At 59.4% G+C, this 13,405-nt stretch carries 12 protein-coding genes; 2 read left to right on the forward strand and 10 right to left on the reverse strand.

What is annotated here, in order from left to right; all coding sequences use genetic code 11:
- Positions 1-27: 27 nt before the first annotated feature.
- The 10 genes from ACR0IM_RS09035 to ACR0IM_RS09080 form a co-directional block, all read right to left on the reverse strand.
- Positions 28-1,938 (reverse strand): beta-galactosidase, encoded by a 1,911-nt coding sequence (locus ACR0IM_RS09035; protein WP_480681588.1) that lies wholly within the window; start codon positions 1,936-1,938, stop codon positions 28-30.
- The gene (locus ACR0IM_RS09040; RefSeq protein ID WP_480681589.1) at positions 1,935-2,795 is read right to left on the reverse strand and encodes an SMP-30/gluconolactonase/LRE family protein; all 861 of its coding nucleotides are present in this window, start codon (positions 2,793-2,795) and stop codon (positions 1,935-1,937) included. Before ACR0IM_RS09040 ends, ACR0IM_RS09035 begins: the two co-directional genes overlap by 4 nt.
- A complete protein-coding gene (locus ACR0IM_RS09045; RefSeq protein WP_480681590.1) occupies positions 2,792-3,397 on the reverse strand; it encodes a 2-dehydro-3-deoxy-6-phosphogalactonate aldolase in 606 nt (201 codons plus the stop codon). Before ACR0IM_RS09045 ends, ACR0IM_RS09040 begins: the two co-directional genes overlap by 4 nt.
- Positions 3,394-4,287 (reverse strand): 2-dehydro-3-deoxygalactonokinase, encoded by an 894-nt coding sequence (locus ACR0IM_RS09050; RefSeq protein WP_480681591.1) that lies wholly within the window; start codon positions 4,285-4,287, stop codon positions 3,394-3,396. The genes ACR0IM_RS09045 and ACR0IM_RS09050 overlap by 4 nt, the downstream gene beginning before the upstream one ends.
- A gap of 4 nt (positions 4,288-4,291) precedes the next feature.
- Positions 4,292-5,059 (reverse strand): SDR family NAD(P)-dependent oxidoreductase, encoded by a 768-nt coding sequence (locus tag ACR0IM_RS09055; RefSeq protein WP_480591402.1) that lies wholly within the window; start codon positions 5,057-5,059, stop codon positions 4,292-4,294.
- Complete coding sequence (locus ACR0IM_RS09060; protein ID WP_480641628.1) at positions 5,059-6,768, reverse strand: IlvD/Edd family dehydratase; 1,710 nt, start codon at positions 6,766-6,768, stop codon at positions 5,059-5,061. The genes ACR0IM_RS09055 and ACR0IM_RS09060 overlap by 1 nt, the downstream gene beginning before the upstream one ends.
- Before the next feature lie 13 nt (positions 6,769-6,781).
- Positions 6,782-8,122, reverse strand: coding sequence for an alpha-galactosidase (gene melA / locus ACR0IM_RS09065; RefSeq protein WP_480681592.1), 1,341 nt, complete (start codon positions 8,120-8,122; stop codon positions 6,782-6,784).
- 23 nt (positions 8,123-8,145) lie between these two features.
- On the reverse strand, positions 8,146-8,994 hold the full coding sequence (locus ACR0IM_RS09070; protein ID WP_170389207.1) for a carbohydrate ABC transporter permease: 849 nt from the start codon (positions 8,992-8,994) through the stop codon (positions 8,146-8,148).
- A gap of 1 nt (position 8,995) precedes the next feature.
- Positions 8,996-9,919 (reverse strand): carbohydrate ABC transporter permease, encoded by a 924-nt coding sequence (locus tag ACR0IM_RS09075; RefSeq protein ID WP_480591393.1) that lies wholly within the window; start codon positions 9,917-9,919, stop codon positions 8,996-8,998.
- Positions 9,920-10,014: 95 nt separating this feature from the next.
- Positions 10,015-11,274 carry an ABC transporter substrate-binding protein gene (locus ACR0IM_RS09080; RefSeq protein ID WP_480591390.1) on the reverse strand — a complete coding sequence of 420 codons (1,260 nt, stop codon included), beginning with the start codon at positions 11,272-11,274 and terminating at the stop codon, positions 10,015-10,017.
- A gap of 140 nt (positions 11,275-11,414) precedes the next feature.
- On the opposite strand from ACR0IM_RS09080, the gene ACR0IM_RS09085 reads away from it, so the two are divergent.
- Positions 11,415-12,221, forward strand: coding sequence for an IclR family transcriptional regulator (locus ACR0IM_RS09085; protein ID WP_480681594.1), 807 nt, complete (start codon positions 11,415-11,417; stop codon positions 12,219-12,221).
- Entirely contained in the window at positions 12,218-13,276 is a 1,059-nt protein-coding gene (locus ACR0IM_RS09090) for an ABC transporter ATP-binding protein (protein ID WP_480681595.1), read from the forward strand. The genes ACR0IM_RS09085 and ACR0IM_RS09090 overlap by 4 nt, the downstream gene beginning before the upstream one ends.
- Positions 13,277-13,405: the final 129 nt, after the last annotated feature.

The following is a 13,405-nucleotide window of genomic DNA, read 5'->3' on the forward strand; positions in this document are numbered from 1 at the left end:
CTGACTGAAACCCGCGCGCCCGGAGAGCTACCCCTCTTCGGGCGCGTCCTTTTTCAAGATCAGCACATCGCAGGCACCAATCTCAAACCCGTTCCACGATACGGGGACAGTGGTGTAGTTGATCAGGAAAATGTGCTGTTCAGTCTCACGCTGCCGCAACCCTGCAGGCAGCGGTTTCAAGGTCAGCCCAACCTCTTGCGCAGCCATGGAGATCACCCGATCCCAAAGAACCTCATCCGGGAAGCCGGACAAATACCAAATGCCGTTCTCACCCTTCAGGGCGGATGTCCCGTCGGCATAGGTCAGCAGGTCCGGGGCGTTGCCGGACAGACGATCAATCCAGTGCCGGGCCGCGCCGCCGCCAACGACCTCGCGGCGTGTGTTTGGGGGCAGTGTTTCGACCAGTTCAACTTCGCAGTTCAGTTCGGTCAGGCCGGGGCGCCCCGTTTCGGGAATTTGGAAGTCGTGCGTGATGGCACCACTGCGGGGGCCATAGAGCGTCAGATCGCCCGGGTGCTGATCGACCCGACCGTCCAAGGTGGCCAGCCCGGGGGCGAGGATCAGTTTGTACCTTGCCTCAGGTGTTTCGGACGAGGACAGGATATCCACTGATAGCCCGGCACGCCGCAGTGCGCGATAAGCCGAGAACACCAGCCGGAAATAGCTGAACCCGGCCCCGTGTGGCTGGGTTGTCCATGCCCAGTCCGAGGCGTAGTCGAACAGAATGGCCACATCTGCCTGAGTCTGCGTGACAGTACCCAGCTGTGCCAGATCATCGGCTGTCTGACGGGCTTCGGCCAATGCCGGAGCGGGTGCGTTGTTCGGGGTCAACAGGCCCGCGTGCATTTGTTCCTGCGCGAATGGGGCCTGTCGCCAACGGAAGTAACTGACCACTTCAGCGCCATGCGCCACTGCCTCGAGCGACCACAGGCGTACCATGCCGGGCAGGGGAGCGGGATTATACGGTGCCCAGTTCACCGGGCCAGGCTGCTGTTCCATCACCCACCAGCGACCCCGGCCGACAGCGCGATACAGGTCATGGTGAAAGGCCTGCATGTCGGGGTCGCCCTGTTGCAGGAATGCGGTTTTATGTGCCTCGTCAGCCTCAAGCCGGTCGGACAGAAAGCCGATCGGATAACTGTCCCATGTCGCGATATCCAGATGGGCGCCCAGCTTGAAATGGTCGAAGTCCAGAATCCGGCCCATATAGTTATGCAGCAGCGGCGCATCGGTCAGCGGGCGCATGACGTCGACCTGCGCCTTGTTGAACACCGCCACCTGATCCGAGCTGAAGCGGCGAAAGGCCAGAACGTGGGCGGGGTTGGGCTCGGTCACGGTCAGGTTGGGCAGGTCGATCTGATCAAAGCTGTCGTACTCCATCGACCAAAAAATATTACCCCAAGCGGTATTCAGAGATTCGATGGACTCATACTGCTCGGCCAACCACCGCCGAAACGCCTGCAAGGCCGGTTGGCTGTAGCTGACGGTCGTTTCGTGGCAGCCATATTCGTTGTCGATCTGCCATGCCGCTATATGCGAGTTGCGCCCGTAACGTTCCCCCATGATCCGGGCAATCCGTTCACACTCGGCGATATAACCCCGGTGGCTAAAGCAATAATGCCTGCGCGAGCCGAATTTGCGCGGCTGCCCCTGTGCATCCACGGCCAGCATGTCGAGGTGTTTTTCCAGCATCCAACGCGGTGGCGTCGCCGTGGGTGTTCCCAGCACCACCTTCAACCCCGCTGCCCCCAGCACCTCAATCGCTTGATCCAGCCAGTCTAAACGCAGATCACCCGGTGCGGGCTCCATCCTGCTCCAGGCAAACTCACCGATCCGCACCCAGCTCAGACCGGTTTCCACCATGCGCGCGGCATCCTCGGCCCACATCTCTTCGGGCCAGTGTTCGGGGTAGTAGCAGACGCCAAGTTCGGGCTTCATAGAAGGACTCTGTGTTCGGCCTGCCCTTTGCCCGCGCCAGGGGCGGCAAAGGTCATGCCGTTGGTTGGGTGTTTGGCCAAAGTCTCTGCATCCAGCCCGTCGCGGGCGGTGGTGCAGAACAAGGTTGTCAGGTCATCACCTCCGAACGCGGGACAGGAAGTATGAGCTGCCTCAAAGGCGATCGCAGTCAGGAACCGGCCCGCAGGGGTATAGGCCGCCACGCGGCTCGCACCCCATTGGGCGATCCAGATGTTGCCATCGGCGTCGACCACCGCCCCATCCGGGTTCAGCCCATCGACGCGGTGGTCTAGAAAAACCGTACTCTCGCCCTCGGGCCAGCCGGTTTCCGGGTTCAAAGGCAAGCGCATGACCTGTTTCCGCACTGTATCCGCGCAATAGGCGCAGGTCCGGTCCGGGGCGAAGCAGATCGCGTTCGAGATCGTGACATCTGGCACCAGTTGCTGCAGTTCGCCCTGCCAATAACGATAGATCGCACCTGCACCGGGTTCTGCGTCTTTGCCCATCGTCCCGATCCAGAACCCGCCCCAAGGATCAGCGCGCCCGTCATTGGACCGGGTGATCGGATTGTCCGCCTCAAGCGGAGTGATCAGCCCTTTTTGCTTGGTCATCAGGCCGAACCGCCATAGCCCTGTTTCAGAGGCGATCAACAGCGTCTCTGAGTCGACCCAGCCCGCGGCAGAAACATGTTCGTCGAACTGCCAACTGTGCGGTTCACCGTTTTTCCGCGTCATTAGCTTCTTGCCCACAATATCGAACCAGAAAAGTTGCCGCCGCTCGGGGTGCCAAAGCGGACCCTCGCCCAGTTCACAAGGGCGGTCGTCGTAAATGACGCTCATCCGGCGGCTTCTTCGTAGGCAGCTACGATCCGCGCGGCCCGGCCCGCGACCTCTGCGGCCGTCATGTCGGGTTTGAACAACGCCGACCCGATGCCGAATCCGTTGGCGCCAGCCTTGATCCACTGATCGAAATTCTCAGGTCCCGCGCCGCCGACGGCATATACCAGCGTGCCCTTGGGCAACACCGCGCGCAGCGCGGATAGCCCCGCCGGACCGGCGAGAGTGCCGGGAAAGAGTTTCAGGCCGGAGGCTCCGGCCTTGAGGGCCGTAAAGGCCTCAGTCGGGGTGAAGATGCCGGGCCAGCTTTCCAGTCCCAGTTGGTGCGTGTGCGAGATCACCTGCGCGTCGCAGTTCGGTGATACGATCAGCCTGCCGCCAACCTTGGCCACCGCGTCCACCTGATCCGTCGTCAGTACGGTGCCCGCCCCGATCAGGGCACGGTCCCCGAACTGTTCGGCCAGAATACCGATCGACTCCAGCGGATCGGGTGAGTTCAGCGGGACCTCGATATTGTCGATCCCGGCGTCGATCAGGGCCTGCCCGGTGGCAACGGCATCGGATGGGCGCAGGCCGCGCAGAATGGCGATGATGGGTCGGCTCATGCGGTTTGCCTCGTCAGGTTGCGGGCCTGCAATAGGCCGGCCAGTGTGCATTGCGTGCTGTTGGCGGTTTCGACAAACGCGCCCTGTTGCTGCAGGGCCTTGGCGTAGATGTCCGAGAGTCTCTTGGCCCCGATGATCGCGAGTTGCTGTCCCAGCCAATACGGGCGGGTCGCGGCCAATTCCGCGCCGATCAGAAAGCCCGAAAGCTGCGCTCTTGTGATACCGCGATCCTGACCCTGTAACAGATCAGCGGCGCGCAAGCCAAACAGCCGCGCGGCCAGTTGTTCGGGCCTGGACAACGTGTCCGCCGCAGCCTCGGCAAAGGCGGCATCGTCCCATCCCTGGCCGACCGAATGTTTCAGCACCGATTGCCCGGCCAGCAGGTCAAACATTTCTCCGGTCATGAAGGTGCGGAAGCTGACGACCTCTCCGGCGCTGACCTGCACCCATTTGGTGTGGGTGCCGGGCAAACAGATCACCCCGTCCCAGTTCTGATGAGAGGCCAGAAACCCCGCGATCTGGGTTTCTTCACCGCGCATGACATCTGGTGGCGCGTTTTGTTTCAGACCGGGCACCACGAAGGCCCGGATGCGGGAATCTGTGCCCGGAACACGGAACGGGGCAACCGGCGTTGGTTCACATGGGACGGCGGAGTAGGGGGCCTCGACCCAACCTTGTCGCGCGCCGACCATGCCGCAGGCGACCACATCTGTGGGGCCGCTGCCCAGCCAGCCTTCGATGAGTTCGAACAACGCGGGCTGGAACCCGCTTTTGTCCACCCGCGCCATGCCTTTGTCCGAATATGCCTGATCCAGCACCGTTTCGCCCTGCATCGCCCAGGCTCGCAAATGAGAGGTTCCCCAATCGACAGCAATCCATTCTGTATTCATGGCTCTACCCCGTTACGACGACGCCGCCATCGACGGCCATGCATTGCCCGGTCATCGCCCGGCTAGCGTTTGAGGCTAGGAACAAGGTCGGTGCGATCATGTCCTCGGGCGTCAGGTGTTCTTTCAGGCATTGGCGGTCGAGATGTGCGGCCAGATCCTCGGGCGTGGCCCACATATCCAGCTGTTTCTGCGTCAGAACCCAACCGGGGGCCAGCGCGTTGACACGGATGTTCTGCGGCCCCAACTCGCGCGCCAAAGACCGCGTCATGCCGGTGATTCCGGCATTCGAGGTCGTGTAGATCGGATAGCCTGCATTGCCCATCATGTAGCTGATCGAACTGAAATTCACGATCGCACCGCCTTTGCCCTGCATCTGGCGGGCGGCCTCCTGACAGGCGAAGTAGTAGGCCTTGAGGTTTACCTCGATCATCCAGTCCCAGAACTCGGTCGTCGTTTCTTCAAGCGAGTGGCGTTTATCGTTGGCCGCGTTGTTGATCAGCACGTTCAGCGGGCCATGCGCCTCGGCCGCCTTTTTCATGGTAGTGTGCAGCAACTCGGTATCTGTCATGTCGCCTTGCATGAACAGCGGCGCGCGCCCGTGTTTGTCGTGCATTTCATCGACAAACCCGCTGGCATCGGACCGCCCGATGAAGGCGACATTGGCGCCTTGCGCGAGGAACCCGTCGGTCAGAGCAGCGCCAACGCCCGAGCCACCGCCGGTAATATAGACCGAAGCCCCGTTGAGATCGTGGAAAGTGGCTGGTTGATCCATTAGTGGCTCTCTCTGGTGACAAGGCGGGTGTCTTTGCCGACGAGAAAATCAAGGTCCGCGCCCTGATCGGCCTGCAACACGTGGTCGATATAAAGTCTGGCGTAACCGCGGCTGTAATGCGGATCGTCCGCTTGCCACGCGGCGCGGCGGGCGTCCAGTTCCTTTTCGTCGACCAACAACTCCAACTCCCCTTTGCTGGCCGACACCCGGATGCGATCACCGGTTTTGACCAGCGCCAGCGGGCCACCCGCCTGTGCCTCGGGGCTGACATGCAGGATGACGGTGCCAAAGGCGGTGCCAGACATACGAGCGTCCGAGATACGGATCATGTCGCGAACCCCGTCCTTCACCAGCTTAGCCGGGATCGGCATATTGCCGACCTCCGGCATCCCCGGATAGCCCTTCGGGCCGCAGCCTTTAAGCACCAGAATGGTCTCGGGCGACACCGGCAGGTCGTCGCGGTCGATATTGGCTTTCAGGTCTTCGATGCTTTCAAAGACAAAAGCCTCGGCCTCGGTTTCCAGCAGTTCATCCGTTGCCGCCGAGGGCTTTACGATGGCGCCGTTCGGTGCCAGATTGCCGCGCAGGACACGCAGCCCCGCCGCGGGTTTCACCGGATCGTTGAAGGGGCGGATGACATCGGCGTTGAAGCACTCGGCCCCTTCATAATGGGCTGAGATGTCCTTGTTAAGGACGGTTTTGGACGGGCGCAGGAAGGATTTGAGTTCATTCAGAACGACCGGCACGCCGCCTGCATAGCAGAAATCCTCCATCAGGTATTTGCCCGAAGGCATACAGTTCACCAGCAGCGGGATTTCCGAGCCGATCTCGAAATCCTTGAGCGTCAGGTCCACACCTACACGGCCCGCCAGCGCCAGAAGGTGAACTACCGCATTGGTCGACCCGCCCACGGCGGCGTTGGTCAGGATGGCATTTTCAAACGCCCCTTTGGTCAGGATGTCCGAGGGTTTGAGGTCTTCGTCCACCATCTCGACAATCCGCTTGCCGGTCAGATGCGCCAACGCCATGCGGCGGGCGTCAACGGCAGGCAAAGCGGCGTTGGTGGGCAGGCTCATGCCCATTGCTTCGACCAGCGAGGCCATCGTGCTGGCTGTGCCCATCGTCATGCACACACCGGCGCTGCGCGACATGCCGGATTCAGCGTTCATGAAGTCCTGCAGGGTCATTTCGCCTGCGCGGACGGCCTCGGAGAATTTCCACACATCCGTGCCCGAACCGATATCCTGACCGCGATACTTGCCGTTCAGCATCGGGCCGGAGCTAACGACAATCGACGGCAGATCGACCGAGGCCGCACCCATCAACTGCCCCGGCGTGGTCTTGTCGCAGCCGCCCAGCAGGACGACGCCGTCGATGCCATAGGCGCGGATCGACTCTTCGACATCCATGGCCAGAAGGTTACGGAACAGCATGGCGGTGGGCTTCATCTGGGTCTCGCCCAGTGACATGACGGGGAATTCGACGGGGAAGCCTCCGGCCTCCCACACACCGCGTTTGACGCCTTCGGCCAGATCACGCAGACCCGAGTTGCAGGGGGTAAGCTCCGACCACGTGTTACAGATGCCGATGATGGGGCGTCCGTCAAAAGCGTGATCGGGGAAGCCTTGGTTTTTCATCCACGAGCGGTGGATGAACCCGTCTTTGTCGAGCTTTCCATACCAATGCTGGGAACGGCGTTTCTTAGTCATTCGCTGAGCCCTTTCAAGCGGCTTTGGCGGGTTGGCACCAGTCAGGTAACCAGTCTGAATGTGCAGTTAGAAGGTCTGTCACCAAATTGCGGATTTGGCGCAAGTCCAACTCGGCGGCGGTGTGCGGGTCCATCATGGCGGCGTGATAGATGTATTCCGGGTTCTGGTCGACCAGCGCCCGAACGGTCAGTTCCTGCACGTTGATTTGCGTTCGCATCAGGGCGATCAACTGCGGTGGAATGTCGGTGACGACCGAAGGCTGTACACCATTGCTGTCCACCAGGCACGGCGTTTCCACTACAGCACCCAAAGGAAGCTGCGGAATCTGGCCGGTGTTCGGCAGGTTGCCATAGGCCACATAGGGCGTGTCGGTGACGATTGCGTTCATCAGGTCGGCGGCGAATTCGTGGCTTCGGATCACCTCGATATCGCGCCCGTCGGTCAGGGTTTTGGCCTGCTCCTTCCAACTGGCCACCTGTTCGACGCATCGGGTTGGGTACTCATCCAAAGGGATGCTGAACTGCTCGATCAGGTCTTCGCGCCCGTCCTTGATGAACCATGGAACGTATTCGGCAAAATGCTCGGAACTCTCGGTGCAGAAATAGCCCAGATGGTCCATCACCTCGTATCGCACCTTGTTCGGGCAGCGCGGCATCAGCAACGGTGCCTTGGGGATCTGGCCGCTGGCATACCCTTGCCGCAGCGTAGGGTAGAGATCGCGACCTCGATGTTCGAGTTTCAGGAAGAAGGCGACGTGATTGACGCCAGCAACCTTGTAACGGAAGTCGCCCTTGGGCAGGTCCAGATCATGCGCCAGTTCCTCGACCGTATTCTGGACCGAGTGGCAAAGGCCTACATGTTTCAGCACAGGGAACTGCTCGGCCAGCGCCCAGGTGTTGATGGCCATCGGGTTGACGTATTGGAGCAGCGTCGCATTGGGGCAGAGTTGCATCATGTCGCGCGCTACATCCCACAGAACGGGAACCGTACGCAGACCGCGCATGATGCCTCCGACCCCCATTGTATCGGCGATGGTCTGGCGCAGGCCGTATTGTTTGGGGATTTCGAAATCGGTGATCGTGCAAGGATCGTACCCACCGACCTGAAAGGCAGTGATCACGAAATCGGCACCATCCAACGCTGCGCGGCGGTCGGCGTGAGTGGTGACAGTTGCCCCGGTTCCAACAGAACGGATCATTGCCTTGGCCACAGCTTCGCTTTCGGCCAGACGTTCGGCGTCGATATCCATCAGGGCAAAGTGGCTGTTTGCCAGTGCTGGGGTCAGCAGAGCGTCGCCCACGATGTTCTGCATGAAGATCGTGGAGCCCGCTCCGATAAAGGTGATCTTTGTCATTGAGGCAAACCTCTGGTTTGACGTTATTTTACGGCACCGAGGGTCAGGCCCGCGATGAAGTGTTTCTGCATGAGGAAGAACATGGCCACCGGCGGCAAGGCCGCGACGATGGAGCCGGCGCTCATCAACTGATAGGCCGCCCGGAATTGGGCGTTGAAGCTGGTGATCCCCGCGGTGACAGGTTGGCTTTCAGCACCTTGCGTAAGGACGACGGCCCAGAAATAGTCGTTCCAGATGAAAGTAAAGATCAACACGCTGAGCGCAGCAATGGCAGGCTTCATCAGTGGCAAGACCACGTACCAGAAGATGCGCCATTCGCTGATGCCTTCGACGCGTGCGGCCTCGATCAGTTCAAAGGGCAGCGCGCGGATGAAGTTGCGCATGAACAGCGTGCAGAACCCGGTCTGAAAGGCGATGTGGAATAGGACAAGGCCGGTTTTGGTGTTGTAGAGGCCAAGTTGCAGGGTCAGGTCGCGTACCGGAACCATCAGGATCTGAAATGGCACGAAGTTGCCCGCGACAAACATGAAGAATATCCAGAGGTTTGAACGGAACTTGTAAATACCCAGCGCAAAGCCGGTCATGCAGCTGAGCGCGACGGCTCCGATTACTGTCGGGATGGTGATCAGAAAAGAGTTCAGCAGGTAACGCGGCATGTCCGAGTTGAAGAATACCTGCCCATAGTTGAACGCGCCCTCGAAGCTGGACGGCATGCCCCAGTAGTTTGCATTGGTGAAATCCGCCGCCGGTTTGACCGAGAACAGGGCGACCGCCAGCAAGGGTCCGAGCCAGAGCAGCAAGGCCAGCGGCAACATGGCCTGATAGCTTATTTGCGCCGCGCGCGATTGTTTTTCGATGGGTTTGGGAAACATCTCAGTGCCCCCTTTCTTCGCGATACATCGACCACAGGAAATAAGCGATGAAGCAGAGCATGATCAGGAACAGGATCACCGCGATGGCGGCACCGTATCCCATGCGGAAGCCGTATTCGGACAGGGCAACTTCAAACATGTAATAGGCCAGCACGCGGGACGAGCCAAAGGGGCCACCCTGCGTCATGATCGAGATCAGGTCGAAGCTGCGCAGGGCGCCAATGATTGTCACGACAAAGGCGATGAAGGTTGCCGGGCGCAGTTGCGGCAGGATAATGTGCCACAGCATACGAAGACCCTTTGCACCGTCCAGCCGCCCGGCTTCGATCTGTTCCGGGTCAACGGCATTTAGGCCGGTGAGGTAGAGGATCATGCAATAGGCCGTCTGCGGCCAGAGACCGGCGAAGATGATTCCATAGGTCACGAAGCGTTCGTCACCGAGGACATTCAGCGGCCCGAGGCCGAAGAGGCCGAGGAGTTCATTCAACAGGCCGAAGGTCGGGTCATAGAACCAGGTGAACACGAGGCCCACAACAACCTGAGAGATGACGAAGGGAAAGAAGAACAGTGACTTGTACAGGCGAATTCCCCAAACCGTCTGGTTCAGGAGCAGCGCAATGAAAAGACCCGCCGGGATCGCGGCAAGATACAAGATCAGCCAGATCAGGTTGTTTTTCAGCGAGATGTAAAACGCATCCCGGTCCACCCATTCCCAATAAAGGTCTTCGTAGTTGCGGAACCCCACATATTCGGCTGCTCCCAGACCGTCCCATTCGTAGAGCGAGAGATTGAAAGACTGGAAAACTGGGATGATTACATAGACCATGAAGAACAGCAGCCCGGGGGCCAGAAACAGCCATGGTGCGATGCGCTGTTGGTTTCTGTGGAACCAGCTTTCCTGTTCGGGGGCTTCAACGGCTGACATGCGGATACTCGGGGGTTAGGAAAAAGGAGTAAGACGGGATATCACCGCCTTACGCAGATGAGGAGCAGGCCGGACTTGTGCCCGGCCTGACCGGATTAGTTGTCGTAGATACGCTGACGAGCGCGTTCCAGTTTGGCCAGGATACGGTCGGCGTTGTCCGGTTTGACCATGAATTCCTGGAAGCCTTCCATCGAAACTTTGGCCATTTCAGCAGGTGCGTCACGGTCCCAAAACTGAGCTACACCGCCGGGGCTGTTCGATGACAGCATTGCAAAACCCTGTTGCAGGAACTTGTCGTCATCGACTGTGGATTGCGCATTAACGGGCAGCTGGCCGAGATTTGCGCCATTGTTGATCTCGGACTGTTCATCGGCGGAGACAACAAAACGCAGGAATTCACGCGCGGCTTCTTTGTTTGATGCGTTGGCAGGGATGTGGAACGTGTCGGTCGGGGCGTCTTCGGCCAGTTCGACATCGGGGTTGATGGCAACGAACTGATAGAAATCCAGTTGATCGTCGGACAATCCAGCCTCACGCAGGGGTGCCACGGCGAAGTTACCCATGAGGTAAGCTGCGGCCTCACCGTTGACCATGAAGGGCAGGGCCTCCTGCCAGCTGTAGGTCTGGTGATTGTCGATGAACGCGCCCATGTCGATCAGCTGTTTCCAGTTGGCGAAGGTTTGCTTGACCCGGTCGTCCTCCCAGCTGATTTCGCCGTTAGCGAGCTGGTTGTGAAAGTCGAAGCCGTTGGTGCGCATGTTCAGGTAGTCGAACCAGCCACCGGCGGTCCACAGGAACTTGGTGCCGATGGTATAGCAGGCACGGCCCGAGTCGATGATCTTCTGGCAATTGGCCAGTTCTTCTTCCCATGTGGTAGGTTCGGTCAGGCCCAGCTCATCAAAGATGTCTTTGCGGTAGTAAACACCCCATTGATAATAGGTGTAGGGCACGCCCCATTGCTTGCCGTCGATGGTCATCGCGCCCTTGGTCGATGCAAGATTGTCCGCAATTTCGGGTTCTGCCCAAAGATCGGATACGTCCTCGAACAAACCGGCCTCGACATACGGCTTCATCCGGTTAGCCGCATACCATGTGGCGACGTCCGGCGTGTCCGCAGTCAGGAAGTTGCGGATTTGAGTCTTGTACGCTTCACGGTCGATCACCGTGGTTTCGACTTCCAGCCCCGGATGCTGTGCCGCGAACCGGTCGATCATCGCTTCCATCGTCGCGCGGGGCGCCGGGTTCGATGTGTCGAGGAAGATTCTCAGCTCGCCGGTCAGTTCGGCTGCAACGGGCGCAGCAAGCGCCACACTTGCCGCCAATGCCACCGCAGAACGCTTGAACATGGAATGCATGATTTCCTCCCTTAGCTTCCATTTTAGTTCCAAATAATGAAACTATGTTTTATATATTGAAAACTACACATCATATCGGTTAGTCTTGTCAAGACCCTCGTGAGGATGGTGTTGGGTCATAGGGAGGAGAACAGGCGCCCGTGGCTGGTGACGGTACAATAGGAAAAGCATGTGACGTGCTGGATCAGGTGGCGGCTTTTGCCCGCCCGGTCCGATTCGCGGAACTGTTGGAGAGCAGCGATTTTCCCAAGGCAACGCTGTATCGGTTTCTGCAGACGCTGACCAATCAGGGGATGCTGTCGTATGACTCTGATCGACAGACCTATACGCCCGGTCTGAGGCTGGTGCGGCTGGCCCATTCGGCGTGGACGCAAAGCTCACTGGCACCGATTGCGCGGCCGTTTCTGGATTCGCTCAGTCGGGAAACCGGGGAAACGGTGCATCTGGCACAGCTAGATTCCAGTCAGGTGCTGTATGTGGACAAGCGCAACGCTGCCCAGCCAATCGAGATGTACTCGCAGGCCGGCAAGGTCGGTCCGGCCTACTGTACCGGTGTTGGAAAGGCGATGATGGCGTTTCTGGACGAGGCGGCGCTTGATCGCGCTGTGTCGCAGCAAAGCTACCACCGTTTTACCGATAAGACACTGACCACTGAGGCCGCGCTGCGCGCTGACCTCGAATTGATCCGCAGCCGGGGCTACGCCATTGATGATGAAGAGCATGAGCCTGGTATCATCTGCATTGCCTGTCCGATCCTGACTTCGGGTGGACGGATGCTGGGCGCGATTTCCGTCACCGGATCGACCGAACGAATGGATTTCAATCAGTTGGAAACCTGGGTTCCCCGTGTTCGCCGTGTGGCCGAACAGATCGGGGCCGAAGCACAGGCCTGGCGGTTCCCCGAGACCCGCCGCAGCGCCGACAATGACAGGATACAAGCGACATGACGGGTGTGACTCTGAACCAAGCGATCAAGCGATATGGCGAAACGCAGGTTATTCACGGCATTGATCTGGATATCGAGGATGGTGAGTTTTGCGTGTTCGTTGGTCCTTCGGGCTGCGGTAAATCCACCTTGTTGCGGATGATCGCGGGGCTTGAGGAAACCACCGAAGGGCAGATTCATATCGGCGCGCGCGAGGTGACCCATGTGGACCCTGCGAAACGTGGTGTGGCCATGGTATTCCAGACCTATGCGCTGTACCCGCATATGACAGTGGCCGAAAACATGGGCTTTGGCCTGCGCATGAACGGCGTTGCCAAATCCGAGATCGACCAGAAAGTGCAGCAGGCCTCGAATATCCTGAAACTGGATCAGTACCTCAAGCGTAAGCCCAAGGCGCTGTCCGGCGGACAGCGTCAGCGGGTGGCCATCGGGCGCGCGATTGTGCGGGGCCCCGAGGTGTTTCTGTTCGACGAACCTCTGTCCAATCTCGACGCCGAATTGCGCGTCGAGATGCGGGTCGAGATCGCGCGGCTGCACAACGAGATCGGCGCGACAATGATCTATGTTACCCACGATCAGGTTGAGGCGATGACGATGGCTGATAAGATCGTGGTGCTTCGGGATGGCCGGATCGAACAAGTCGGCGCTCCGATGGACCTGTACCGCGATCCGGACAACCGGTTTGTAGCCGGCTTCATCGGCTCTCCGGCGATGAATTTCCTTGAATGCGACTATGCGGATGGCAAGGTTTCGCATCCGGCTCTTGGCGCGCCGCTGGAAGTGGCGGCCAATGTGCCTGCGGGCCTGAACAAGGTCACGCTGGGTATCCGCCCGGAACATATCGAAGTCGACCGCGCAGGAGGCACTTGCACCGTTGATCTTACCGAGGCGCTAGGTGGAGTGAGCTACTCGTACCTGCTGACGCCAAATGGCGACAAACTGATCGTCGAAGAGCGTGACGACCAGCGCAGCAAGCAAGGGGAACGGATCGGTCTTATCGTTCGACCGGAACGCGCGATGCTGTTCGATTCGGAGACCGGCCAGCGGTTCCGATAACCGACAAAAAGCAACCCAAATCAAGCGCGCCGATCCTCCGATCCGGCGCGTTTTTTCTGGGTTTCAATTTTTCTGGATTTTGTATCCAATATCCGTTATGGCGAATTGAAAGGGCTAACCTGCCCGCCC

The sequence above is a fragment of the Ruegeria sp. BF6 genome (assembly GCF_056538665.1).

Bases quoted from the DNA above. Each gene is read 5' to 3' on its own strand.
- ACR0IM_RS09035 (WP_480681588.1), bottom strand. From the start codon at position 1,938: ATGAAGCCCGAACTTGGCGTCTGCTACTACCCCGAACACTGGCCCGAA.
- ACR0IM_RS09040 (WP_480681589.1), bottom strand. From the start codon at position 2,795: ATGAGCGTCATTTACGACGACCGCCCTTGTGAACTGGGCGAGGGTCCG.
- ACR0IM_RS09045 (WP_480681590.1), bottom strand. From the start codon at position 3,397: ATGAGCCGACCCATCATCGCCATTCTGCGCGGCCTGCGCCCATCCGAT.
- ACR0IM_RS09050 (WP_480681591.1), bottom strand. From the start codon at position 4,287: ATGAATACAGAATGGATTGCTGTCGATTGGGGAACCTCTCATTTGCGA.
- ACR0IM_RS09055 (WP_480591402.1), bottom strand. From the start codon at position 5,059: ATGGATCAACCAGCCACTTTCCACGATCTCAACGGGGCTTCGGTCTAT.
- ACR0IM_RS09060 (WP_480641628.1), bottom strand. From the start codon at position 6,768: ATGACTAAGAAACGCCGTTCCCAGCATTGGTATGGAAAGCTCGACAAA.
- melA (WP_480681592.1), bottom strand. From the start codon at position 8,122: ATGACAAAGATCACCTTTATCGGAGCGGGCTCCACGATCTTCATGCAG.
- ACR0IM_RS09070 (WP_170389207.1), bottom strand. From the start codon at position 8,994: ATGTTTCCCAAACCCATCGAAAAACAATCGCGCGCGGCGCAAATAAGC.
- ACR0IM_RS09075 (WP_480591393.1), bottom strand. From the start codon at position 9,919: ATGTCAGCCGTTGAAGCCCCCGAACAGGAAAGCTGGTTCCACAGAAAC.
- ACR0IM_RS09080 (WP_480591390.1), bottom strand. From the start codon at position 11,274: ATGCATTCCATGTTCAAGCGTTCTGCGGTGGCATTGGCGGCAAGTGTG.
- ACR0IM_RS09090 (WP_480681595.1), top strand. From the start codon at position 12,218: ATGACGGGTGTGACTCTGAACCAAGCGATCAAGCGATATGGCGAAACG.